General features: G+C 35.7%; 12 protein-coding genes. 7 read left to right on the top strand and 5 right to left on the bottom strand.

Translation table 11 applies throughout. The annotated features are described in order from the left end of the window. Positions 1-135 precede the first annotated feature (135 nt). On the bottom strand, positions 136-618 hold the full coding sequence (locus tag M0M44_RS04285; protein ID WP_248728656.1) for a regulatory protein RecX: 483 nt from the start codon (positions 616-618) through the stop codon (positions 136-138). Between the two features lie 281 nt (positions 619-899). Here M0M44_RS04285 and M0M44_RS04280 point away from each other — a divergent pair, with 281 nt between their 5' ends. From M0M44_RS04280 to M0M44_RS04270, 3 genes are all read left to right on the top strand, one after another. Continuing rightward, positions 900-5,414, top strand: a complete 4,515-nt coding sequence (locus M0M44_RS04280) for a GEVED domain-containing protein (protein ID WP_248728655.1) — start codon at positions 900-902, stop codon at positions 5,412-5,414. A gap of 188 nt (positions 5,415-5,602) precedes the next feature. Further along, on the top strand, positions 5,603-9,436 hold the full coding sequence (locus M0M44_RS04275) for a T9SS sorting signal type C domain-containing protein (RefSeq protein WP_248728654.1): 3,834 nt from the start codon (positions 5,603-5,605) through the stop codon (positions 9,434-9,436). Between the two features lie 453 nt (positions 9,437-9,889). Further along, positions 9,890-16,192 (top strand): T9SS sorting signal type C domain-containing protein, encoded by a 6,303-nt coding sequence (locus tag M0M44_RS04270; RefSeq protein WP_248728653.1) that lies wholly within the window; start codon positions 9,890-9,892, stop codon positions 16,190-16,192. A gap of 44 nt (positions 16,193-16,236) precedes the next feature. Here the strand turns inward: M0M44_RS04270 and M0M44_RS04265 are convergent, their stop codons facing one another. The 3 genes from M0M44_RS04265 to M0M44_RS04255 form a co-directional block, all read right to left on the bottom strand. After that, positions 16,237-17,103 carry a cupin-like domain-containing protein gene (locus M0M44_RS04265; RefSeq protein WP_248728652.1) on the bottom strand — a complete coding sequence of 289 codons (867 nt, stop codon included), beginning with the start codon at positions 17,101-17,103 and terminating at the stop codon, positions 16,237-16,239. A 163-nt stretch (positions 17,104-17,266) separates the two neighbouring features. After that, entirely contained in the window at positions 17,267-17,704 is a 438-nt protein-coding gene (locus tag M0M44_RS04260) for a hypothetical protein (RefSeq protein WP_111365494.1), read from the bottom strand. Between the two features lie 98 nt (positions 17,705-17,802). Continuing rightward, on the bottom strand, positions 17,803-18,750 hold the full coding sequence (locus M0M44_RS04255; RefSeq protein WP_248728651.1) for a bifunctional riboflavin kinase/FAD synthetase: 948 nt from the start codon (positions 18,748-18,750) through the stop codon (positions 17,803-17,805). Between the two features lie 191 nt (positions 18,751-18,941). Here M0M44_RS04255 and M0M44_RS04250 point away from each other — a divergent pair, with 191 nt between their 5' ends. Next, positions 18,942-21,617: a zinc-dependent metalloprotease gene (locus M0M44_RS04250; protein WP_248728650.1), complete on the top strand. Its 2,676-nt coding sequence runs from the start codon at positions 18,942-18,944 to the stop codon at positions 21,615-21,617. Positions 21,618-21,631: 14 nt separating this feature from the next. Here M0M44_RS04250 and M0M44_RS04245 read toward each other — a convergent pair whose 3' ends face one another. Then, complete coding sequence (locus M0M44_RS04245; protein WP_338030080.1) at positions 21,632-22,165, bottom strand: ComF family protein; 534 nt, start codon at positions 22,163-22,165, stop codon at positions 21,632-21,634. 245 nt (positions 22,166-22,410) lie between these two features. Here M0M44_RS04245 and M0M44_RS04240 point away from each other — a divergent pair, with 245 nt between their 5' ends. From M0M44_RS04240 to M0M44_RS04230, 3 genes are all read left to right on the top strand, one after another. Beyond that, the gene (locus M0M44_RS04240) at positions 22,411-23,952 is read left to right on the top strand and encodes a glycine--tRNA ligase (protein WP_248728649.1); all 1,542 of its coding nucleotides are present in this window, start codon (positions 22,411-22,413) and stop codon (positions 23,950-23,952) included. Between the two features lie 270 nt (positions 23,953-24,222). After that, on the top strand, positions 24,223-25,032 hold the full coding sequence (locus M0M44_RS04235; protein WP_248728648.1) for a LytR/AlgR family response regulator transcription factor: 810 nt from the start codon (positions 24,223-24,225) through the stop codon (positions 25,030-25,032). A gap of 177 nt (positions 25,033-25,209) precedes the next feature. Continuing rightward, complete coding sequence (locus tag M0M44_RS04230; RefSeq protein ID WP_248728647.1) at positions 25,210-25,458, top strand: hypothetical protein; 249 nt, start codon at positions 25,210-25,212, stop codon at positions 25,456-25,458. The last annotated feature ends 17 nt before the right edge of the window (positions 25,459-25,475 follow it).

Raw genomic sequence — 25,475 nt, 5'->3', positions numbered from 1 at the left:
AAATTCTTCAAAAAGGGAATATTTTATAACTTGAAGTTGTGTTGATTATGTAGGTAGTTTAATGCAGTTTGAAAGCCAAATTGAAAGATTTGAAGAGGCATAGAAATTCGACTTTTTAAGAGACGGAAAAAGAATCTAGTTTTCTTCTAGTTCTTTTACTTTTTCGTAGACCAAATTACTTTCATAACCTCTACGGAGCATATAGTCACAAAATTTTTTGCGCTTTTTAAGAAGATTGGTTTCAGAAATAGCATTCCAAGATCTTTCTGCCAGATTTTCAAAAGTTTCAAAATATTCTTCAGCTGAAATTTCTTTCAAAGCCAAAGAAATGTTGGTTGAAGAAATATTTCTCATTTTTAGCTCATTTGTAATTCTGATTTTTCCCCAATGTTTAATTCTGTGTTTGCCTCGGGCGAAGCTGCACGCAAAACGGGTTTCGTTTAAAAAATTCCCTTCAATGAGCTGAACTACAATATAGTCGATTTCATCCGAAGTCATTTTTAGACTGTACAATTTATCAACAATTTCGTTATGACAGCGCTCTTGATAAGCACAAAAATGCTCTAACTTTTGTAAAGCTTCTTTGATGGTAAAAGTGCTGTTCATCGGATTTTTCATGTGTTTTAACGTTTAAATTCAGTTATGCTCAATTAGTTATAAAATAATTCTGAAATTTGTTAATATTTTATAAAAAGAAATAAATTATAACCTTGTGTATTAGGCTAATTTAAATATTTTTGTACGGAATTTTAACATTTTGAAATTTCGGCCTAAGATGCCAGAATTTAACATTTTAGGGTTCAGCTAATTACCTAAAGAACATTGTTCTTTTTGGAAGAAATGCCATTTTTTGCTTTAAGCAAACCAAAAACAAATTTAAAACAAATACCTACTGTTATATGATGAGAAAACTACTTTACTCGTTTTTATTCTTTATTTCTAAATCTTTACCTAAAAAATTGTGCACACCAAGTTTAAGATTGCTTTGTGTGGGGATGTTTTTTATGTTTTCTTTTGCTAATGCGGCAACAATAACTATCTCGAGCAATACACTTTGGAGTAATATTAACACAGGAACAGGAACTTCAGGGCGACCAAGCAATGTTGATGATATTATTGTGAAGAATGGTGCTAGATTAACAGTTGATGTTTCTTCAGGAGTTTGTCGGACAATACAATTAGGATCATCATCAAATCCAAATTCTGGAAACGGAATTTTATTTTTTAATTCAGGATCTCAAATTACTGTTTCGGGAATTATAACATTAGGAAGTGGATCACGTATAGGAACAATAACAATGACTTCTGGAGGTAATTTAATAACTCAAGGTTTTTATTTGTCAGGTTCAGGAACAAATGTGTTTACTGAAGGATCAGGTACAGTTCAATTAACAGCGACGAATAACTTGCCTACAACAATATTTACCAAATTTAACAATCTAACGATTAGCTCTGGAACTACAACATTAGGAACAGGATTGACAATAAATGGTAATATATCAATAATAGGAGGAGGTTTATCGGCTGGTAATAATAACTTGACGATTACAGGAAATTTTACAAATGCCGGAACATTTAATGCTGGTACAGCTACAGTAACTTTAAATGGTAATAATAATAACCAATCCTTTAATGTTTCAAACTTTAATAACTTAACATTAGCTGGAAGCGGGACTAAGTTCTTTTCTGGAACTACGGCAGTAGCAGGGGCGCTAGTTATAAATTCAGGAGTAAAGGCTGATTTAGGTGTGGTTACACATAGCGCCAATACTCTGACTCTAAATGGAAATCAAGTGGCGCCAACTTCTTGGGGTAGCTCGAGTTCTCCAGCACAAAATAAGAATGATCTTTATTTCACCGCAACAGCAGGTCAAGTAAATGTTGGCTCAAGTGCTTGCACAACTTTCTCATCAGTTACAGCTATTACAAATGTTCTATTTGGTTCTATAAATAATCCAACTTCAGCTTCGTCTACAGCACCTTATATTTACTATTCAAATGTGCCAGCCGCTAGTGTTTCAAAAGGGCAATATTACGAATTAACAGTAAAAGGAAATACCAATGGAGGTGTTAATAGTTACTATACTGCTTTTTTTGATTGGAATGGAGATGGAGATTTTGCAGATGTTGGAGAAGGACCTCACAAAATTGGTACTATAAATAATTCTAATGGAACTGATGCAAAAGCAACTTCTATTTATTTGCAGATTCCTGCTGATGCAACGGCAGGATCAACCAGAATGAGAATTATGAGTCGTCGTACTACTGATTATAATACTAATTCTTGTGCAATATCTGGAAGTACTGGACAGATTCAGGACTATAATATTACTATTTTAGAAGCATGTGTAGGAAACGCTCCTGGAAATACATTAACTACTGCAACGCCAGTTTGTCCTAATGCACCTTTTACTTTATCACTGCAAAATACGATGGCTGAAGGTACATCTTACGTTTGGCAAACCTCCCCTGACGGTAATGCTCCTTGGACAAGCGCAACACCTACTCCAAAAGCTTTTTTTAGCAGTGCTTTTGCAACAAATCAATCTGCGAATACTAACGTCGGAGAGATCAGTCTTTACGGAAATAATACTTCTATATCTGGTGGTGAGCTTTTTTTGACAACATTAGGTACTGGTTATACTGGAGGTTTTGTAATTCAAAAAACACCTGGTTCAAATATTAATACATTTTCGGCATCTTTTGATTATAAAATTTATGGAGGTAATGGTGCTGATGGTATTAGTTTAAGTTATGCTTCAAACATTGCGGATAATGTTGGTGGAGGAGAAAGTGGTGAAGGTTCGGGAATTGTTTTACAACTTGATACTTATGATAATGAAGGAGTTCAAGCAGGAAGTCGCGTTAGAATAACATATAATGGAAGTAGCATTTTTAATAGTGCCATAAATGCACCTTTTAATTTGAGAACAAGTTCACTCAGAAATGTTGTTATGAGTGTTAATGACAAAGGATATTTAACTCTTACTATAGGAGGTTCTGTTGTTGTGGCTAATCTTGCCTTGCCAGCAACCTATATATCTTCTGATAAATCAAATTGGAAATTCAAATTTTCAGCACGTACAGGAGATGTAAATGATTATCATGTTATTGACAATGTTAATATATATTATTTAGATACTGCAAATTCTAAATCAACATTTACAACTACTCAAACTGTAAAAACATATTATCGTGTTGCAGCAAGTTGTGGTGGTGCAACGGTTTATTCGACACCAGTTATGGTTGATGTAAGATCAGCGATAATTAATATAATGACAAGTAATGCATGTACAGGAGTACCTTTTTCTGTTACACCAGCAGATGTTACAAACGGAACAATACCAGCCAATACAAAGTATACATGGACAATGCCATTTCTTTCTGCTGGATTAACGGGGGGAGCAGCAAATGCTGTTGCTGCAGCAGACATAACAGGCACATTAACAAATAGTACATCAACAGCCCAAACAGCAGTTTATACTGTTACACCAATTACAGGAGCTTGTACTGGGGCGCCTTTTACATTGACAGTTACTGTTAACCCACTTCCAGCTCCAACAATTACAAAAAACAACGATGTTTCATGTAGTACTTTAGGAAGTATAACCTTGGCTGGTTTGCCAGCAGACTGGACTATTACTCGTACAGGAGTAACTACTGCGACTCAGCCATATACTGGTACAACATCTACTCTCTCTATTCAAGATTTAGTAGCAGACACATATAGCTTTACTGTTACAAATAATGCTATAGGTTGTACTTCAAGTGCAGCTACTGTTACTATAAATGATATTAGTTCTAATACAGATTGGAGTGCGACAGGATGGACAAATGGTGAGCCTGATGGAAGCAAAAGTGTTACAATTTCGTCTTTAGCATTTGGTCAGCCTTTTACAATTGCTAAACCTAATGTAGAGGCATGTTCATTAACTATTGCAGTTACGTCTGGAGATGTAATTGTTCCGGAAGGAGTAACTTTGACAATTACGAACAAAGTAACCAGTAATGATAAATTAGTGTTTGAAAGTGGTTCAAGTTTATTACAAAAGACTAATGTTCAAAATGATGGAGATATTGTTTACAAAAGAAAAGTCGATGTTCGTCGTTTCGATTTGACGTATTGGTCGAGTCCAATTAAGTCAACAAAACCGGGTGGTTTTAAAATGAAAGATCTGTCTCCGACAACTCTTGCCGATAAGTTTTTTACTTATAGTCCTACATCAGGATGGGCAACTGATATGTCTGGAGAATCAGAAATGAAAGTTGGTAATGGTTACAGCATTAGAGGCCCACAAGAGTTTAATAATGATGCACCAAGTACTTTTACAGGGGCATTTAAAGGAGTACCAAATAATGGAGATATACCGGTAACATCTGTGGTTGCAGATAAGTGGTTTCTCTTCGGGAACCCTTATCCATCAGCGATTGACGTAGATGAATTGTGGGATGTTAATCCTGATTTAGGGCCACTTTATTTCTATATTCATGCTTCGCTTCCACAAAAAGCTCCAGGAGACAACACGTATCGCTACAGCAGTAATGATTATATAGTGCATAGTAGTTCAGGAAGTACCAGTGTTGGGGGTAAAACATTTGGAGGATATATTGCTGCGGGTCAGGGATTTTTTGCTAAACCAAAAGGCAGTTCAATACACTTTAATAATGACATGCGTAAAGGCGAATCATCTAATGGTAATTTCTTAAAAACAGCTAAAAGTAAAAGCATTGAGAGAAATCGTGTTTGGTTGAATATGGTAAATGCCGAAGGTGCTTTTAAACAAATATTAGTTGGTTATATCGAGGGAGCTACGAATAATGTAGATTTTAATTATGACGCTCCTACAATCGCAGGGAACTCTTTTATTGATTTTTATAGCTTAAATGAAACAAAGAAATTGACTATCCAAGGACGTGCTCTACCTTTTGATAATACTGATATAGTTCCGTTAGGATATAAAACTACAGCAGCAGGTGATTTTACTATCGGTATAGATCATGGTGACGGATTCTTTAATAAGCAAGAAATTTACCTAGAAGATAAAACCACAGGAAAGACAACCAATTTACGTAACGAAAATTATACATTTAGTACATTAGTGGGAACTTTTACCGATCGTTTTGTCCTTCGTTATACAGGTAAAACATTAGGTACAGATGATTTAGAAAATCTCGAAAACAGTGTTTTAATTTCTGTAAAAAACAAAACAGTTAGTATTACTTGTTCTAAAGAAACAATCAAAGAGGTTACTATTTTCAACGTTGGCGCTCAGTTAGTCTACAGCAAAAACAAAGTGAATTCATCAGAATTGCAGATTGCAAATTTACACTCTAGTGATCAGGTTTTATTAGTTAAAGTAACTTTAGAGAATGGTTCTACCGTTACTAAAAAAGTGATTTTTTCTAATTTGTAATAAAAAATAATATTTCCTCAAATGCCCATTCTTTAACAAAAGAATGGGCATTTTTTTATATGGAAAAATCCCTAAATCTTGGTATTGTGTTTTTAATTATGGCTTTATAATTTAGTTTAATTCTTACAATATTAAACTTTAATTGCACCATTTTGATTAAAAATATATTTTATTCGTTAATACTAATTTTGATAACATCCCAAACTCTTTTCTCGCAGCAGGGCAAAGTTGACAGTTCATTTAACGTTTTAGATGATGGGCAAAACGGAGATGGATTTAATAATACTGTTCGAACGCTTCTCCTGCAAAAAGAAGGCACTTTGCTGGTTGGTGGCGATTATTTGAGTTTGAATGGTGCAGCCGTTTCGTACCTGACACGATTAAATCCAAACGGGTCTATAGACGAAAATTTCAATACTGGAACAGGTTTTAATGGTAAAATTTATGTCTCTTGTTTGCAAGCCGATGGAAAAATTATTGTTGGAGGAAATTTTACAAGTTATAACGGAATAAAAGCAGGAAGATTAATCCGTTTAAATGAAGACGGTTCTTATGATGACACTTTTGATACCACAATTGGAGCAACCACAGGGATTGTATATGATATTGCTTTACAGCCAGATGGTAAAATAATTATAGTGGGCAGTTTTACAAAATATAATAATACTACAGTAAACAGAGTAGTACGTTTATTGCCAAACGGAACAATCGATTCTATGTTTCTTACAGGTTCTGGATCTGCGTTAAATGTTACACAAGTAAAAGTTTTATCAGACCAGAAAATCATTCTAACAGGTAATTTTACCACATTTAATGGCATTTCTGCCAATAGAATAATTCGTTTAAATTCTAACGGTACTTTTGATTCCACTTTTAAGACTGGCGTTGGGTTCAATGATGATGTTAATGCCATTGCCCTACAGTCTGATGGGAAAATGGTTTTAGGGGGTAATTTTACCCTTTTTGATAATATCGAAGCTAATAGAATTATTCGCCTAAATGAAGACGGAACTAAAGATGAAAGCTTTATAACTGGTTCGGGTTTCAGTAAAGAAGGAGTTCAGACAATCAGAATTGCTAAGAATGGGGATATCATGGTAGGCGGTTCTTTTACGGGATTTTACAATAGAAACGAAGTGATAAGATTAATTTTGCTGCAATCTGATGGTAGCGTAAAACCTAATTTTGATATCGGCGCAGGACCTGCTTCAGCCTCAGTTCTAGCTTTAGAATTTGATGAAGATGATTCTTGGTTTGTAGGAGGCTCTTTCGCTGTTTTTAACGGCCAGAATCAAGGGAGGTTAGCAAAAATTAACAATGAAGGAGAACACGATATTTCATACTTGGCTTCTGGAATTGGATTTGACAATTCTGTTTTTAGTATTCTGCCTCTTCCAAACAGAAAGATAATAGTTGGCGGGAATTTTAAAACGTTTAACGGAGTGGTTGCTCCCAAAATGGTTTGCTTATTAGAAAACGGAGTAATCGATCCAACTTTTAATGCCACAAATTCTGGAAGCAATAACCTAATTAAAACTACTGTATTTCAAAGTGATGGAAAGATTGTTTTGGGAGGAAATTTTATAAAGTACAATGATCTTACTCATAATCGTATTGTTAGAATATTAGCCAATGGAGAAATTGATAATTCATTTAACACTGGCGATGGATTTAATGCACAAGTGTATGCGATGGCAATTCAGTCCGATCAAAAAATAATTGTGGCAGGATCATTTACTAAATACAATGCTGCTAGTGCTAATAGAATTGTCCGAATTCTTCCAGACGGAACAAAAGATCCGAATTTTAATATTGGTTTAGGTGCAGATAGTATAATAGAAAGCGTAGTCGTACAAGAAGATGGAAAGATACTTGTTGGAGGTCATTTTAAAACCTTCAATGATATCGATTTTGCAGGTTTGGTAAGACTAAATCAAGATGGAAGTATTGATGCTAGCTTTAATATAAAAGAGGGTTTTGATAAATATGTTTATGCAATTGCACTTCAATCCAATCATAAGATTCTTGTTGGAGGTTCTTTCTTAACTTTTAATAAGATTTCACAAAAACGCATTCTTCGATTAAATAGTGATGGAAGTCTCGATCCTACATTCGAATCAGGTGCCGGCTTTAGTAAAGGAGATGTGCGTGCTATTTTAGTGCAGCCAGATGACAGAATTTTGGTAGGAGGAAGTTTTTCGGGGACATATAATACTATTGCTTCTTCTAGATTGATTCGTCTACTGCCTTCAGGATCGTATGATAATTCTTTTGCAGTACCATCAAATAATACACTGTTTGCAATGAAATTTGATGAAGATTATAGATTGATGATTGGAGGAAATTTTAATTCTGTTTCTGGCATTTCAAAACATAGAATCGCCCGTTTAAAACTTTGCGTTAATACAACAACTTGGGACGGAATTTCGTGGTCCAATGGTTATCCTTCTGCGGGAAAAGATGTTTACTTTAAAGAAAGTTTTCCAAACTTAACAACAGCCAATATTTGCGGATGCAATATTGAACAAGGTAAAACGGTTACCTTACTTGAAAAAAACACATTAGGAATTGAGTTTGCTTATACCGGTGAAGGAATACTTGTTTTAGAAGATTCTGCTAGTTTATATCAAGAGGATGATGACATAGTAAACACAGGAATTGTTCATTTAAAAAGAAAAACAAAACCAGTAATTCGATTTGACCTTACCTATTGGTCTTCACCAGTATCCGATATGACATTGCATGATTTTTCACCCGAAACACTTTTTGATAAATATTTCTCGCACGATCCAATTCTAGGATGGAAAACAAACCTTTACGGAACAATGACTATGATTCCTGGTCGTGGCTACAGCATTAGAGCTCCGCAAAGTTTTTCTACTATAGAGCGAGCAATATTTGAGGGTGTTTTTAAAGGAATTCCAAACAATGGTAAAATAGAAGTTGAGTTGATTGCCGCAGATCGATTTTATTTGGTTGGCAATCCATATCCATGCGCTATAAGTGCAGATGATTTCTTAAGAGAAAATGCTCCGAAAACAAAAGGAGCATTATACTTCTGGACACATAATACCCCGCCTAGAATAACAATTCCAGGAACTAATACTTATCGTTATACGAATGATGATTATGCGGTTTACAATTTATTGGGAGGTGTTGGTACAAGCTCGGCTTTAAGTTCTGGAGTTAGTAATGATGCACCAAATGGCACAATTGCTTCGGGGCAGGCCTTTTTTGTAAAAAGCAATCTAACGGGCTATTTAGAATTTAAAAATAGCATGAGAGTTCGAGATAGAAACACTTCCTTTTTTCGGCCAGCTCCAAATTCGCAAGTAAAACCTGTTATCGAAAAGCATAGGTTTTGGCTAAATATAAAAAACAGCGAAAATGAATTCAAACAGATTTTACTAGGCTATGCATTAGGTGCTTCAAATTCTTTAGATCTGAATTATGATGCAGAATATTTAAGTTCAGGAATGCCATTGGATTTTTACAGTGTATTAGAAAATAAAAAATTAGTAATCCAAGGCCGTGAATTGCCTTTTTTAGAAAGCGATTCAATAGCTATAGGTTATAAAACTACAGTGAGTGATAATTTAAAAATTGAAATAGATCATAAAGAAGATTTTTTTAATGATAAACCTATTTTTTTAGTCGACAAAAAATTAAATAAAATACATAATATTTCTGAAGGTTCTTATCAATTTGATTCTGAAGTAGGAACCTTTAATGATCGTTTTTCTATAATTTACAGTAATAAAACTTTACGAAATAATATTTCTGATGACATCTCGAAGGATATTTTAGTATCTGTTAAAAATCACAATATACATATTGAATCTTTTACTGAAACAATAAAAGAGGTAGTAATATTTGATGTTTTAGGAAATCTACTGTATAAAAAAGATCAGCTTGAAACCCAAAAAGTCTCCATCGAAAACTTGCTCTCTTCTCATCAGGTTTTATTAGTAAAAGTCATTTTCGAAAATGGAAAATCAGCTTCAAAAAAAGTCATTTTTTAAAGACGGATCAGAAACCTTATCTAATTTGTTTTTTCTTTATTTAATTTATTAAAAATCAATTAGTTGTGATGGTTTGGTTTTTGAATTAACAGTTTTTTCTTATTTTTTATGTTTTCTGAGTTTTTAGTGTTAAAATTATGGGTTTAATACTACATTAGGAATTTGTAAGTAAATAAAATCGTACCTTGTAGTTGGTTTTTGTCGATGAAATGCTTTTTTAATCGATAAAATACTTTTCTATAAGCCAATGATTTGATTTTTTTTTTTCAAAAAGCACAGTTTTGAAAACGGTGTTTTATCTGCCTTAAATTGATTGTAAAATTGAAAGTGCTTTATTAATTCTATATAAAGACTCAGTCTTGTTGGTATGGCTTTAAAGCATTGTCTTTTTCATTTTGCAATTAATCTTGTTTTGAGTTTGAATTTATTTTTCAATTACTAAAATGCCACAAGATGAGAAAAGATTTACTTACTATGCTGAGCTTCTTCAGCCTTTTATCTTTAGTAACTTATATTGAGAAACCATTAAAATCAAGTAGGAGATTGAGAATTCTTCTAGTTTTAGTTTTATCAATTTTCTATACCACATCAAAAGCACAAACTTTAGTGCATTCAGTTCCAACTAGTAATCCTTCTTTCCCTCTTCCTGCGGGTATGGACGAAGTTACTGTTGAAGCTTGGGGTGCAGGAGGAGCTGGAGGTGCAGCTCAGGGTGGTGGCGGATGGGGAAGAGGTGCTCCTGGAGGAGGAGGAGGTGCATATGCTTTAGGAAAAATTACAGGAATAACAGCATCTACTTTGAATGTCATTGTTGGTCTTCCAGGCGCAGGAGGAACAGGAAATGGATCCAGTGGGGGAGCATCTTATATAAATGGTTTTACAGGAGTTTTTTACGCCCCAGGTGGGGCAGGGGGTACAGCTAATCTTCCAACTACAGGAGATACTCCTCCTAGTGCGACACCGGCAACTACCGGTACTAAAGGAAGTATAACGATGACAAATGGAGGAGCTTCGGGAGTAGGGTATAATAGTTTACTAAATTTAGCGCTTTCTTCTGGAAATGGTGGTGATGCAGCCAATCTAGGGCCGCAAAAGGGAGGGGCTGGAGGACTTGGTTATGCTAGTCTTTTGGGGGCAAATGGTGCAGGAAAGCCTGGACAGGAATATGGAGGAGGAGGTTCTGGAGCGGCAAGTTCCTTAAATTTATTAACTCCATCAACTTTATATAATGGCGGAAGTGGTGCTAGAGGCCAAGTTAACATTACATATACTTGTAAAACGTATAGTTTAACTGGAATATCGGCGCCAAATGTTTGTACAGGTACAACCACACAAGTGCAATTAACGGGATCAGCAGCTAGCCTACCGACTGGTACCTACACAGTAACGTACAATACAAGCCGACCAAATGCGGTAGGGCAAACAGAAACGATGGTAGTTGGAACTCCCGGATTTGGAAGTTTTACCGCAAGGGGATTGACTACTTCAGGGAATAGCACTATTACAGTTACTTCTTTAACTTCAGTAGATTGTACTTCGTCTATTAGTGTGAATAATGTTGTGAATATTGTAGTTAGTGCTCAGCCAACAATAACGTTAAGTTCAACTGCCGCTGTGTGTGCGAGCGCAAGTTTGCAAAATGTAACATTACCTTATTCGGCCGTTACGAATGCCCCAACAAATTACAGTATAACATGGAATGCAAGTCCTGCAAATAGCTTCGTGCCTGTTACAAATGCAGTTTTACCAGCAAATTCAATAAGTATTGCGATTCCTGCTGGAACTGCTGGTGGGACATATACAGGATCGCTAACGGTTGGTAATGCGGCTGGATGTGTGTCTGCCGCTCCAACAAATTTTACTATAACTGTAAATCCATTGCCGACCATAACATTAGGTGCCGCTACCGCGGTATGCACAAGTACAAGTGCACAAAGCACTACATTGCCTTATAGTGCTGTTACAAACGCACCAACGACTTACAGCATTACTTGGAATAGCAGTCCGACAAATACCTTTGCGGCAGTTACAAATGCTGTATTGCCAGCAAGCCCGATCAATATTCCGATACCTGCAAATACGGCGGCGGGAACATACACGGGAACCTTAACGGTTAGAAATGCGGCTGGATGCGTGTCATCGGCAAACAATTTTACCGTTACCGTAAACCCATTGCCGACCATAACATTAGGAGCCACTACCACGGTATGCACAAGTGCGAGCGCACAAAGCACGACATTGCCTTATAGTGCTGTCACAAACACGCCAACGACTTACAGCATTACTTGGAATAGCAGTCCGACAAATACCTTTGGGGCAGTTACCAATGCTGCATTGCCAGCAAGCCCGATCAATATTCCGATACCTGCAAATACGGCGGCGGGAACATACACGGGAATCTTAACGGTAAGCAATGCGAACGGATGCGTGTCATCGGCAAACAATTTTACCGTTACCGTAAACCCATTGCCGACCATAACATTAGGAGCCACTACCACGGTATGCACAAGTGCGAGCGCACAAAGCACGACATTGCCATATAGTGCTGTTACAAATGCACCAACGACTTACAGCATTACTTGGAATAGCAGTCCGACAAATACCTTTGCGGCAGTTACCAATGCTGCATTGCCAGCAAGCCCGATCAATATTCCGATACCTGCAAATACGGCGGCGGGAACATACACGGGAACTTTAACGGTTAGAAATGCGTCTGGATGTGTGTCTGCCGTTCCAACAAATTTTACTATAACCGTAAATCCATTGCCGACCATAACATTAGGGGCTACTACCGCGGTATGCACAAGTACTAGCGCACAAAGCACGACATTGCCTTATAGTGCTGTCACAAACGCACCAACGACTTACGGCATTACATGGAATGCGAGTCCGACAAATACCTTTGCGGCAGTTACAAATGCAGCATTGCCAGCAAACCCGATCAGTGTTCCGATACCTGCAAATACGGCGGCGGGAACATACACGGGAACCTTAACGGTAAGCAATGCGAACGGATGCGTGTCATCGGCAAACAATTTTACCGTTACCGTAAACCCATTGCCGACCATAACATTAGGGGCTACTACCGCGGTATGCACAAGTACTAGCGCACAAAGCACGACATTGCCTTATAGTGCTGTCACAAACGCACCAACGACTTACAGCATTACGTGGAATGCTAGTCCGACAAATACCTTTGCGGCAGTTACAAATGCAGCATTGCCAGCAAATTCAATAAGTATTGCGGTTCCTGCTGGAACTGCTGGTGGGACATATACAGGATCGCTAACGGTTAGAAATGCGGCTGGATGTGTGTCTGCCGTTCCAACAAATTTTACTATAACCGTAAATCCATTGCCGACCATAACTTTAGGGGCCACTACTGCGGTATGCACAAGTGCGAGTGCACAAAGCACGACATTGCCTTATAGTGCTGTCACGAATGCACCAACGACTTACAGCATTACGTGGAATGCGAGTCCGACAAATACTTTTGCGGCAGTTACAAATGCTGCATTGCCAGCAAACCCGATCAATATTCCGATACCTGCAAATACGGCGGCGGGAACCTACACGGGAACCTTAACGGTAAGCAATGCGAACGGATGCGTGTCATCAGCAAACAATTTTACCATTACCGTAAACCCATTACCGACCATAACATTAGGAGCTACTACTGCGGTATGCACAAGTACTAGCGCACAAAGCACGACATTGCCTTATAGCGCTGTCACAAACGCACCAACAAACTACAGCATTACATGGAATGCAAGTCCGACAAATACCTTTGCGGCAGTTACAAATGCTGCATTGGCAGCAAGCCCGATCAGTATTCCGATACCTGCAAATACGACAGCAGGAACATACACGGGAACCTTAAAGGTAAGCAATGCGAATGGATGCGTGTCATCAGCAAATAATTTTACCGTTACCGTAAACCCATTGCCGACCATAACATTAGGGGCCACTACTGCGGTATGCACGAGTGCGAGCGCACAAAGCACAACATTGCCTTATAGTGCTGTTGCAAATGCACCAACGACTTACAGCATTACATGGAATGCGAGTCCAACAAATACCTTTGCGGCAGTTACAAATGCTGCATTGCCAGCAAGCCCGATCAATATTCCGATACCAGCAAATACGGCGGCGGGAACATACACCGGTACTTTAACGGTTGCTAATGCAGCTGGCTGTATTTCTACAGGCAATAATTTTACGATAACAGTTAATTCAGTTCCAACAATTACAACATCAGGAAATTTAACTCCAATTTGTCAAAATGCATTAGAGCAAACAGCTTCTCTGCCATATTCTACAGTAACAGGTTCGCCAGTTAGCTATTCTATAGATTGGGTATTATTGAATGATCAATTACCTACTGCTTTTTCTTTCGATTCGGGAGGGGGAAATATTAATAACATTACTGTTCCAGCAAATACAGCTGCAGGAAATTATAGTGGAGTAATGACAATTTTTACGTCAAATGGATGTTTAGCAACTCAAGCAGTTTCTTTAACGATTAATGCTGTTCCAACAATAAATACTGCAGGGGTTTTTACTCCAGTTTGTCAAAGTTCATCGGCGCAAACTACTGTTTTAAGTTACAATTCTACTACAGGTTCTCCAGTTAGTTATGAAATTGACTGGATTGCATTGACAGATCAAGGAGCAACACCATTTCCTTTTAGTTCTGGATCAGGAGATATTATAAATGTGAATGTTCCAGCAAATACAATAGCAGGTACTTACAATGGTATAATGACTATTACAACATCAAATGGATGTCCGTCTACTCAAAATGTTTCTTTAACTGTAAATCCAATTGCAGTTGCCCCAACTGCTTCTGTAACACAACAGCCAAGCTGTATAAATAATACGGGCGTTATCACGGTTACTTCGCCTGCATCTGGAACGGGATATACTTATAGTGTTGATGGAGTAGATTTTAGTAATACTTCGGGAATATTTACAGGTTTGTCTTCTGGAGGTTACAATGTGCAAGTGAGAAATAGTACATCGGCATGTGAATCAGAAGTGACACCAATTACAATAAATGCTTTTGTTACCAAAGTATGGAATGGAAATGCGAGTGACAATTGGGGAGATCCTGCAAATTGGACGCCAGCAGGAGTTCCTATCGCCTCCGATTGTATAGATATTCCAGACGTAGGGGTTGATCCTATTATCTCTGGAACCGATGCAAGTTTTTTTGCCAGTAGATTAACGATAGAAAATAATGGATCCTTAATTGTAGAAGAAACAAATTCTATAACTGTGACAAATGAAGTAAGTGTATTGGGCAATGGAGTTTTGATTTTTGAAAATAACTCAAGTTTGGTTCAGATTGCCGATGTCAGTAATACTGGAAATATAACTTATATAAGAAAAACACCTGTACGACGATTTGATCTTACCTATTGGTCTTCTCCAGTTGCAGATATTACCATGAATGAATTTTCGCCAGAAACGCTATTCGATAAATATTTTTATTGGACTTCTGATTTTAAATGGGCAACCAATTTGTACGGTACAATGTCAATGGAACCAGGAAGAGGTTATAGTATTAGAGGTCCGCAGTCTTTTGATACGGGGTCGCCAAGTGTTTTTTCAGGGGAATTTATTGGGGTGCCAAATAATGGAACAATCCAAGGTCCTGTAGCTGGTGCTGAAAAGTTTTGTTTTTTTGGGAATCCATATCCTTCAGCAATTTATGCAGATCAATTTATTCATGATAATGCCGCTAATTTTTATGGAACGCTATTTTTTTGGACGCATAATACGTCACCTAGAATAACTGTGCCAGGAGGTAATACCTATACTTATACAAACGATGATTATGCAATTTATAATTTATCAGGAGATACTACAGTTGGAAATTTAACAGGTATTGGTGCACCATCACCAGGAAACCAAGAACCATTAAAAGGTTACATTGCCGCTGGGCAAGGTTTTTTTGCAAAAGCAAGAACAGGACAAAGAGGTGTTTTTACCAATTCGATGCGAGTTCCTAGTTCTAATAGTCAGTTTTACAAAGCTGCAAAAACAGAGGTTGTTGAAAAACATCGTGTCTGGTTAAATTTTACAAACACAGAAGGGGCTTTTAAACAATTACTTGTCGGATACATAACAGGAGCAACAAATTTGTTTGATTTTAATTATGATGCTGTAACAATGAATGCAAATCCTTATGTTGATTTTTATAGTATCAACGACAATAAAAAATTAGTTATTCAAGGGCGAGCTGTGCCTTTTGTTGTAACGGATACAATTCCGTTAGGATATAAATCTACTATTAAAGAAGGTGCTTTTACAATTGCTATAGATCATACAGATGGAGATTTGGCCGATAAGGATATATATTTGCAAGATAAGGTAACAAATACTGTACATAACCTTAAATCTGGAGGATATACATTTATCTCTGCGCCAGGAACTTTTCTAGATCGATTTGTATTGCGTTATACAAATCCAAATGATGGCAAATCTTTAGGAAACGAAGATTTTGAGAATCAAGATAAGAGGGTTTTTGTTTCGGTTAAAGATAAAAATATCAGATTGCAATCTATGCCTGAGCAGGAAAATCTAGACGAAGTCGCTATTTATGATGTGGGAGGTAAATTGTTATATCGTAAAAAACAAATTGAAAATAAAGAATGGCTCATACCAAATTTTCAATCAGGTCCTCAAGTTTTATTGGTTAAAATCACTTTAGATAATGGAAATACAGTGACAAGAAAAATAGTCTTCAGATAAATAAAAAAGCGATTGAGTCTTAAGTTCTCAATCGCTTTTTTTTATTAAGCAGTACGCTGTAAATTTTGATGGGTATTGGTAATCGCTTTTTCGTTTTTATAGTCAATCCATTTTTGGCCTTGAATTTTCCGCATCATAATATCAAAATGGCGCATAATAAAAACATTGTATGCTGCTTTAGATAAATTGACAATATTTTTTGGAAACGATCTCAAACTCATAGAAAATCCAGGTGTTAGGTATTTCATATAATGCCAATATCCTTCGGGCATATAAAGCATTTCTCCATGTTTTAGATTGGTAATATAGCCTTCGACACTTTTGAGTGCTGGAAATTTTTCATAATCTGGATTATCAAAATCTATATCTTCTCTCGAAATTAATGCGTGAGGAACTTTATACATAAATTTTGATTGGCTAGGAGGGAAAATCATACATTGTTTTTCTCCGTGAAAATGAAAATGAAGAATATTAGAATAGTCAATATCGTAATGCATAAACACTTTCGAATTTTCACCGCCAAAAAACAACATCGGCATTTGTTTGACTAATTTCAAACCAATATCAGGCCATAAAAAGTCATTTTTTAATGAAGGAACCTGTTTCATTAAGTTGTAAAGAAAAATACGATAATTGGTAGGCTTTTCTTGTAGTAACTCGATGTAATCGCTCATTTTCATTGTGGTGTGCGCCTCGTTGAATCCGTCTTCATGATTTACAGGTCTGTCGTCGTATAAAGGAACGACTAAATCTCCTGCGATTTCTTTCATATAAGATAATTTCCATTTGTTATAAGCTGGCCAGTCTTCGGTCAATTCTTCAATAACAACAGGAATTTGTTTTTTTACATATTGGGAAATAAACTCTTCTTTTGAGATTTTTTTTACCCTTTCAATTTGTTTTAATTTCATTCTTTATAAATAAAAAAATTGCTTATAACTCTCTGTCATAAGCAATTTAAAAATATTTATTGAGATTTAATATCTCTTTTGACTAAAATTTTTAATCTAATCGATGCTCAAAAGATGCATTTAAAAAAGATGTTTTCCGTAATTTTTTTGCAGCAGTTTTAGATTAATCGGCTGCATACTTGTTGTTCCAATACAGCATCATCATTAAAGTAACAATTACAGAAGAAGCAATTCCTTCAAATAATAAACAGATACAATAAGTTGGCACTGAAGGATTTCCTCCAAACATGAAAGTTTCAGATAGAGTTCTTACATAAGCATCTCCACCACGAGCGTAACTATAAACTAATAAGCCAAATACACTCATACATACACCAACCACAGAAGTGGTCATTGCAGAAATAGCATTCGATAGAAAATTGGTTTCGCCTTCATGTAGGTTCATCTGCATAGTCCTGTTAACACCATAGAATATAAAGAAAACGTTCAGTGTTCTCAGATAAAATAAATCTGCTAAACCTAGTACATTCATTAATAAAAAATAAATGCCAATTCCGAGGAAAATCAAAAACCCGTTGGTAATTTCTTTAGGTAATTTCATAGTGGTTATTTTTTAGAAGTTAATAGTAAATATTTGAAAAACAGTGTTCTATCAAATTTACTAAAAAAATAACTACGATGATTTAAAAACGGTAAAAACTATACTGTCTGATTTTTTAGAGAAGAATCTATAAAGGCCAAAGATTCAATTTTATCCTGATTAAGCTGTGCTTTTAACGCATCTACCGAACTGAATTTCTGCTCATCGCGAATGTAATGAAGCAAAGAAACTTCGATGTTTTGGTCGTAAATGTCTTTATCGAAATTAAACAAATGAACTTCGATGGTTTGCTTTTCGCCATTAACCGTCGGATTAAATCCAATATTCATCATACCAAAAAGAGTTTCGTCATTTATGGTAGCTTTTACAACATAGACACCAATTTTTGGTATTAGTTTGTAGTCTTCTTCAATGTTAATATTAGCTGTCGGAAATCCAATTGTTCGTCCCAATTGTTTTCCTTTTACAATAGTTCCGTTCAAGAAATAGTTATAGCCTAAATATTCGTTGGCCAGCGCCATGTTTCCTTCATTTAAAGCTTTTCTGATTTTGGTCGAACTAACCGAAACATCTTCGATTTCTTCTGCAGAAATTTGCTCTACTTCAAATCCGTATTCAATTCCAAAAGCAATTAAATCATCAATATTGGCAGTTCTATTGCGGCCAAAACGGTGATCATGCCCAATAATGATTTTTTGAATTTGAAATTTCTCCACCAAAATAGTGCGAACAAATTCTTCGGCTGTTAGTCTTGAAAAACTTTCGTTAAAAGGATGAACAATTAAATTCTCAATACCTGTCGCTTCCAAAAGTTTTATTTTTTCGCCAATAGTATTCAGTAATCTTATTTCAGATTTTTCTTGAAGAACCATTCGCGGATGCGGAAAAAAGGTAAGAACTAGGCTTTCATATTTCCCGTTTTCAGTATTCTCAGTAATTCGTTCTAGAATTTTTTTATGACCAATATGCACACCATCAAAGGTACCAAGAGTTAAGATAGTTTTCTTGGTTGACTGAAAATCGTTTATAGAATGAAAGAGCTTCAAAACAAATTATTTAAGATGCTGCAAATTTATACTATTCTGTTTTAAATTTAATACTAGCCAAATCGAATTTTAACGCATAATCTATCTTTTTGTAAAATTTTGCCAACTCGTCGACTAAAAAGCAATAATTGTCGGATAGATAATATGATTTCAAATTAATTAAAGTAATTTTGATATTATATTTTGAGGGTATGAAAAAACAACTACTTTATATATTTTTAATTTTTTGTTTTGCCAATGCTAATGCACAAGATGCTTTATGGCAAAAAGTAACTTCTTCATCGCTTTTGAGAAAGGCTGATGGGGCGAGTTCTAGTAAATTATATTATAAGTTAAATGCCAATCTTCTTAGTTCTAAGCTAGTTTCGGCATCGAGTAAAACGGCAAAAAATACATCATCAGAAATTACAATTCCAAATACTGATGGAAATTTAGAACGTTTTGCGGTTTGGGAATCATCTAATTTTGATCCGGATTTACAGGCGAAATATCCACAAATTAGATCTTATGAGGGGCGCGGAATAGATGATAAAAGTGCTAAAATATATTTTAGTGTTGCTCCAATTGGTATGCAGACAATGGTTTTTAGAACAGCAAAACCAACTGAATATATTGAACAAAATCCTGATAACAAATCAGAATATGTTTTGTTTAAGTCGGCAGACAATGCAGATTCAAGAGCACTTTTGAATTGTAAAACAATCCATTCGATTTCTGAAAATAAATCTACGACTACTGCAAAAACAACTTCTAGCGCCAAGCAATTTAAAACACTTCGATTGGCATTATCTTGTACAGGTGAGTACGCGGCCTATTTTGGCGGTACAAAAGAAGGAGCTTTGGCAGGAATGAATGCTACTTTAACTAGAGTAAATGGTGTTTTTAATAGGGACCTTGCAGTAGAAGTAATTTTAATTGCTAATAATGATGCTGTTATTTATACAGATGCTTCTACAGATCCTTATTCTATTCCAAGTATTGGTGCTGACAATAATAATCCGACTTGGCCCAAAGAAATTCAGACAACATTGACGAGCGTTATTGGTGAGGCTAATTATGATATTGGTCATTTGTTTGGAGGCTCTGGCGGGGGCGGGCTTGCCAGTTGTATTGGCTGTGTATGCGACAGTCCAACTCCTAGCAATTCTGTTGGAAAGGGTAGTGCCTATACTTCTCCGGCAGATGCGAAACCTCAAGGAGATAATTTTGACATTGATTTTGTTGCTCATGAAATGGGACACCAGCTTGGGGCAACGCATACTTTTTCACATGCAAATGAAGGATTGGGAGCATGCTATGAACCGGGAAGCGGTTCTACAATTATGGGATATGCTGGTGTAACAGATGGTTATAATGTTCAAAATCACTCTGACTCTTATTTTTCTTATGCGAGCATCAATCAGATACAAAATAATTTGGCAGGAAAAACGTGTCCAGTTTCAACTCCAATAGTAGATAATAATCCACCTGTTATAAATGCCGGTCCAGATTATACCATTCCAATTAGTACTCCATTTATTTTAACTGGAACTGGTTCTGATCCTGAAGGTAATACGATAACCTATACCTGGGAGCAATATGATAGTGCAACAACGGCTTTTGGAAATAATAGTTTTCCCTCTCCAACAAAACCAGATGGACCAATGTTTAGATCGTTTACACCAACTGCATCGCCAGTTCGTTATATGCCTGCTCTTAATTCTGTACTAAATAATCAGCTAACTACAAGTTGGGAATCTGTTTCTTCTATTGGAAAAACAATGAATTTTACCCTTACGGGAAGAGACAATGCTGCACAAGGAAAAGGACAAACTTATACAGATGCAATGGTTGTAACAGTAACTGCTGCTGCTGGGCCATTTGCTGTAACTTCACAAAAAGAAGGTGATATTGGATGGGCAAAAGAATCGGCTCAAACCATTACTTGGAGCGTAAATAACACAAATACGCTTCCTGGATCGTCAAACTTGAATATAAAATTATCACTAGACGGCGGATTAACATTTCCAATTGTTTTAGCAAACAATACTCCAAATGATGGAACAGAAACCATATTGGTTCCATCAGAAATTGAGGCTTCTACAAATTGCCGACTTTTAATAGAGCCGGTTGGTAATATTTATTATGCTGTCAATAGTACTCCCTTTGCTGTAGGATACACCGTTTCTACATCTTGTTCGTCTTACAATTTTGGAGGCGGATATTCGACAGGGATTGATGCCTATGTAAATAGAACGGTTTCTGTGCCCGCTTCTTCTGGGTCTATTTCAGATGTCAATGTTTCAGTAAATGTAACACATGCGAGATTTTCAGATTTGACTATGGAAATCGTAAGCCCGAAAGGAACAGTTGTCACTTTATTCAATAAAAATTGCGCCAGCACAAATTCAACTCTTGCTTTGCAGTTTGATGATAGCGGATCTACATTAAGCTGTGGTACAACAACAAGTCAAATTGTGATTCCGTCAACTTTATTAAGTGCTTTTAATGGAGAAAATTCGCAAGGTACATGGACTTTTAGAGTTATTGACGATAAGGTTGGAATGACAGGAACTATTAACTCTGCTTCGATAAATATTTGTAATAAAACCTATACCTTAGGGAACGACGACTTTGAGAATGTTGACTTTGTGGCATACCCAAATCCAAATAAAGGAAGTTTCACAGTACAATTTAGCAGAGATTCAGTAAGCGAAATTAAAGTCTATGTTAATGATATTGTTGGGAAATACGTTTACGAGAGGACTTTTCAAGGTTCAGGATATTTTATTCAAGACATTCAATTGCCAAATGTACCTTCAGGTCTTTATTTCTTAACAGTTACAGATGGGGAAAGAAAAGTAGTGAAGAAGATATTAGTGAACTAAACTTTTGCAAATTCCTAATGGGCCATTGCCATACAAATCATACTGATTTTTACACCTGGAATTTTTGATAAAGCTAACGAACAAGCCTCAATTGTTGCGCCCTTTGTAAGGACGTCGTCAACAATTAAGAAATGTTTGTTGCAATCGGCTTCCGTAAATTCAACATCAAAAATGTTTTCGATATTTTCAGATCTTCCCAAAAGATTCTTTTTGGATTGTGTTTTAGAATAGATCTTTCGAATTAAAATATTTTCCTCAAAAGGAATTTCTAAACCAGATGCTATTTCTTTTCCAAAAGTAGTAACTTGGTTATAGCCACGTTCCTTAAACTTTTTTTTATGAAGGGGAACGGGAATAACAGCATTAAAAGGAATTTCAAGTTGAAGTTCTTTTAAATCTTCAACATACCAGCTTCCTAATACAGTGCCAATTTCTTGATGACCTTTGTATTTTAAATTATGAATTAATTCTTGGACAATCCCCTTTTTATTAAAATACAAAAATGTAGCAGCAAATTGAATATCAACTTTGCCATAAAACTTTTTCATAGCCTCATTTTTCGGATCTAAATGATATTGAGTAAGAGGCATTTCATGTCGGCAAATTGTGCAGAAAACCGTTTCGTTTTGAAGTAAAAGAGCACGACATCCGCTACAGACTTTAGGGAAAAACAGATTTATTAGATAATTAATCACAAAAAGAGAGATTTTATTTACAAAAGTAACAAAATCAACACGTCAATCTTCATAATTTTTCTTTTTTATATAGGTAGTTTTTATATTTTTGCATCACTATGGCAAAACAAGAAGATATATTTAAGAATGTGGTTTCGCACGCAAAAGAGTACGGATTTATTTTTCCGTCAAGCGAAGTTTACGACGGATTAAGTGCTGTATATGATTATGCACAAAATGGTGTCGAATTAAAAAAGAATATCCGTGAATATTGGTGGAAATCAATGGTTCAAATGAATGAAAATATTGTCGGCCTTGATGCTGCAATATTGATGCATCCAACAACTTGGAAAGCTTCTGGACACGTTGATGCATTCAATGATCCATTAATTGATAATAAAGATTCTAAAAAAAGATATAGAGCTGACGTTTTGGTTGAAGATCATGCTGAAAAAATTCACCAAAAAGCGCAAAAAGAAATTGACAAAGCAAAAGCTCGTTTTGGCGATGCATTCAACGAACAAGAGTTTGTAACTACAAACGCTCGTGTAGTTGAATATTTGGCTAAAGAAAAAGAAATTAGAGAGCGTTTAGGGCGTTCTTTAGGAAACGGAGATTTGGCTGATGTTAAAGCTTTGATCGAAGAACTTGAAATTGCTGATCCTGAAACTGGTTCTAAAAACTGGACAGAGGTAAAACAATTTAACTTAATGTTCGGAACAAAATTGGGAGCTTCTGCAGAAAACGCTATGGATTTATATTTACGTCCTGAAACAGCTCAAGGTATTTTCGTTAACTTTTTAAATGTTCAGAAATCGGGCCGTATGAAAGTTCCTTTTGGAATTGCTCAAACCGGTAAAGCGTTTAGAAATGAAATTGTAGCAAGACAGTTTATTTTCCGTATGCGTGAGTTTGAACAAATGGAAATGCAATTTTTTGTACGTCCAGGAGAAGAAATGAAATCATACGAATATTGGAAAGAAACTCGTTTGAAATGGCATTTATCTTTAGGGTTAGGAAAAGAAAATTATCGTTTTCACGATCACGAAAAATTAGCGCACTACGCAAATGCAGCAGCGGATATCGAATTTAATTTCCCATTCGGATTTAAAGAATTAGAAGGAATTCACTCTCGTACCGATTTCGATTTGAAAGCGCACGAAGAATATTCTGGAAGAAAATTACAATATTTCGATCCTGAATTAAACGAAAACTATGTTCCTTACGTAGTAGAAACTTCTGTTGGTTTAGATCGTATGTTCTTGGCTGTTTTTGCAACTTCATTAAAAGAAGAAACATTAGAAGACGGTTCTACAAGAACAGTTTTAAAATTGCCAGCAGTTTTAGCGCCAACAAAAGCAGCGGTATTGCCATTGGTTAAAAAAGATGGTTTGCCAGAAGTTTCAAGAAAAATCATTGAAGATTTGAAATGGGATTTCAATGTGGCGTATGATGAAAAAGATGCTGTAGGACGTCGTTACAGAAGACAAGATGCTTTAGGAACGCCTTTCTGTATAACAGTAGATCATCAAACTCTTGAAGACGAAACAGTAACAATTCGTCATAGAGATACAATGAAACAAGATCGTGTAAAAATTACTGAATTAAGAGGTATTATCGAAAACGAAGTTTCGATGAAAAACTGGTTAATGAAAATGTAATCTTTACAGTTTATTATAGAAATCCCAAATTCCATAAAGGAGTTTGGGATTTTTGATTTTAAAAAAAAGGTATTTTATCGGCTTTTTTTGCATTTCATCTTTATGTATTAACATTCGGGTTTAATGTTTTAACAATGAGGCGTTTAAAATGTTTAAATCCGTAATTTTAAATTTGTAATACCGTCAAGAGCAATTTTTTTCTTCATTACATTCAATAAAAGCAATTTTTTGATTATGATTGCGTAGTGAGAAAACCAACAAAAACCGAAATTGAAAAAGTATTCGTATATTATAATTGATGATGACGCTGAGAGTATTTTGAAAACTCAAACAACCGCTTCAGGTTTTTCAGAATTATCTTTTATGGCATCGGCATCAACTTTTCAGGACGGTTTAAAATTGGTTTTAGAACACCAGCCAGCTTTGATTTTTCTCGAAATCGAGCCCCAAAATGCATCGAGTCATTTGTCTTTGACTTTTATTAGCGAGCTTCATCGTTTTTTTCAGCAGATTCCAAAAATTATTATAACCACAAAGCAAAAAGATAAAGCTTTTGATGCTATTCAATATGGCGTTTTTGATTATCTATTAAAGCCGATTCTATCAAACGATCTTCTAAAAACAATTTTAAAACTCAATAGGGCCAATTTAGAGATGCAAATTGCTCCGTTTAGAGAAGAACCTTCTTCTGTTATTGAGAATCAGATCACGATTCCGCAAAACATTCAAAAACCATTAACCATTTGTATAAAATCATATGGCGATTATCGATATTTAAATGCAGAAGATATTTGTTATTTTCAAGCCGATAATAACTCGACGGATATTTATTTAAATACTGGCGAAATGATTACGGCGTTTAAAACTTTAAAGCATTTTGAAAGTGTTTTGACATATCCTTTTATCCGTATTCATAACAGTTATGTAATTAATCGAAATTACATTTCAAGAATTCATAGCGGAAACTCAATATGTTACATAAAAAACTCCACTAAGAAGATTCCTTTTTCTAAAACCTATCGAGCAAATGTAGAGCAAATTATTGCCGATTTTGCAGCAGGAAATTATCTAGAAGTCTAAAAATTAAGCGATTACATTAATTTGCTACCCATTGACTATCAATTGGGTACGATCTACCACAAACTCAATTTTTCGTATAAATTTTTTTCGATCTCGGTGTTAGTTTTACACTCGGATTCGCAAGTAAACAGCGATTCATCTCCAAAAATTTAAAACAAACATTAAAACCCTCAGATCATGAAAAAGACAGCTTTAACATTCGGATTATTTTCTTTAGTAGCAGTAGCAACTTCATTTGCATTACCAGCTTCAACAACTCTTTCTAATGAAAAATCAAGCATAGTTTCTCCTGTAGATGGTTCTACTGGAGGAGGAAGAAAACAAGATAATCCGCGTATCGCTAGTAATAAGATTGTAGTTAAAAACAACGAATTAGCTTTTGCTAATATCAACCAATCTTTTGGTGGTTCTAAGAAAATAGATTAATTAAAAGAAAATATTTA

Source organism: Flavobacterium humidisoli (assembly GCF_023272795.1).
Classification (GTDB): Bacteria; Bacteroidota; Bacteroidia; order Flavobacteriales; family Flavobacteriaceae; genus Flavobacterium; species Flavobacterium humidisoli.
Note: the sequence above shows the minus strand (reverse complement) of the source record. Positions and strands in the feature narration are given on the sequence as shown.

Bases quoted from the DNA above. Each gene is read 5' to 3' on its own strand.
- M0M44_RS04250 (WP_248728650.1), top strand. From the start codon at position 18,942: ATGAAAAAACAACTACTTTATATATTTTTAATTTTTTGTTTTGCCAAT.
- M0M44_RS04280 (WP_248728655.1), top strand. From the start codon at position 900: ATGATGAGAAAACTACTTTACTCGTTTTTATTCTTTATTTCTAAATCT.
- M0M44_RS04245 (WP_338030080.1), bottom strand. From the start codon at position 22,165: ATGAAAAAGTTTTATGGCAAAGTTGATATTCAATTTGCTGCTACATTT.
- M0M44_RS04270 (WP_248728653.1), top strand. From the start codon at position 9,890: ATGAGAAAAGATTTACTTACTATGCTGAGCTTCTTCAGCCTTTTATCT.
- M0M44_RS04260 (WP_111365494.1), bottom strand. From the start codon at position 17,704: ATGAAATTACCTAAAGAAATTACCAACGGGTTTTTGATTTTCCTCGGA.
- M0M44_RS04240 (WP_248728649.1), top strand. From the start codon at position 22,411: ATGGCAAAACAAGAAGATATATTTAAGAATGTGGTTTCGCACGCAAAA.
- M0M44_RS04265 (WP_248728652.1), bottom strand. From the start codon at position 17,103: ATGAAATTAAAACAAATTGAAAGGGTAAAAAAAATCTCAAAAGAAGAG.
- M0M44_RS04285 (WP_248728656.1), bottom strand. From the start codon at position 618: ATGAAAAATCCGATGAACAGCACTTTTACCATCAAAGAAGCTTTACAA.
- M0M44_RS04230 (WP_248728647.1), top strand. From the start codon at position 25,210: ATGAAAAAGACAGCTTTAACATTCGGATTATTTTCTTTAGTAGCAGTA.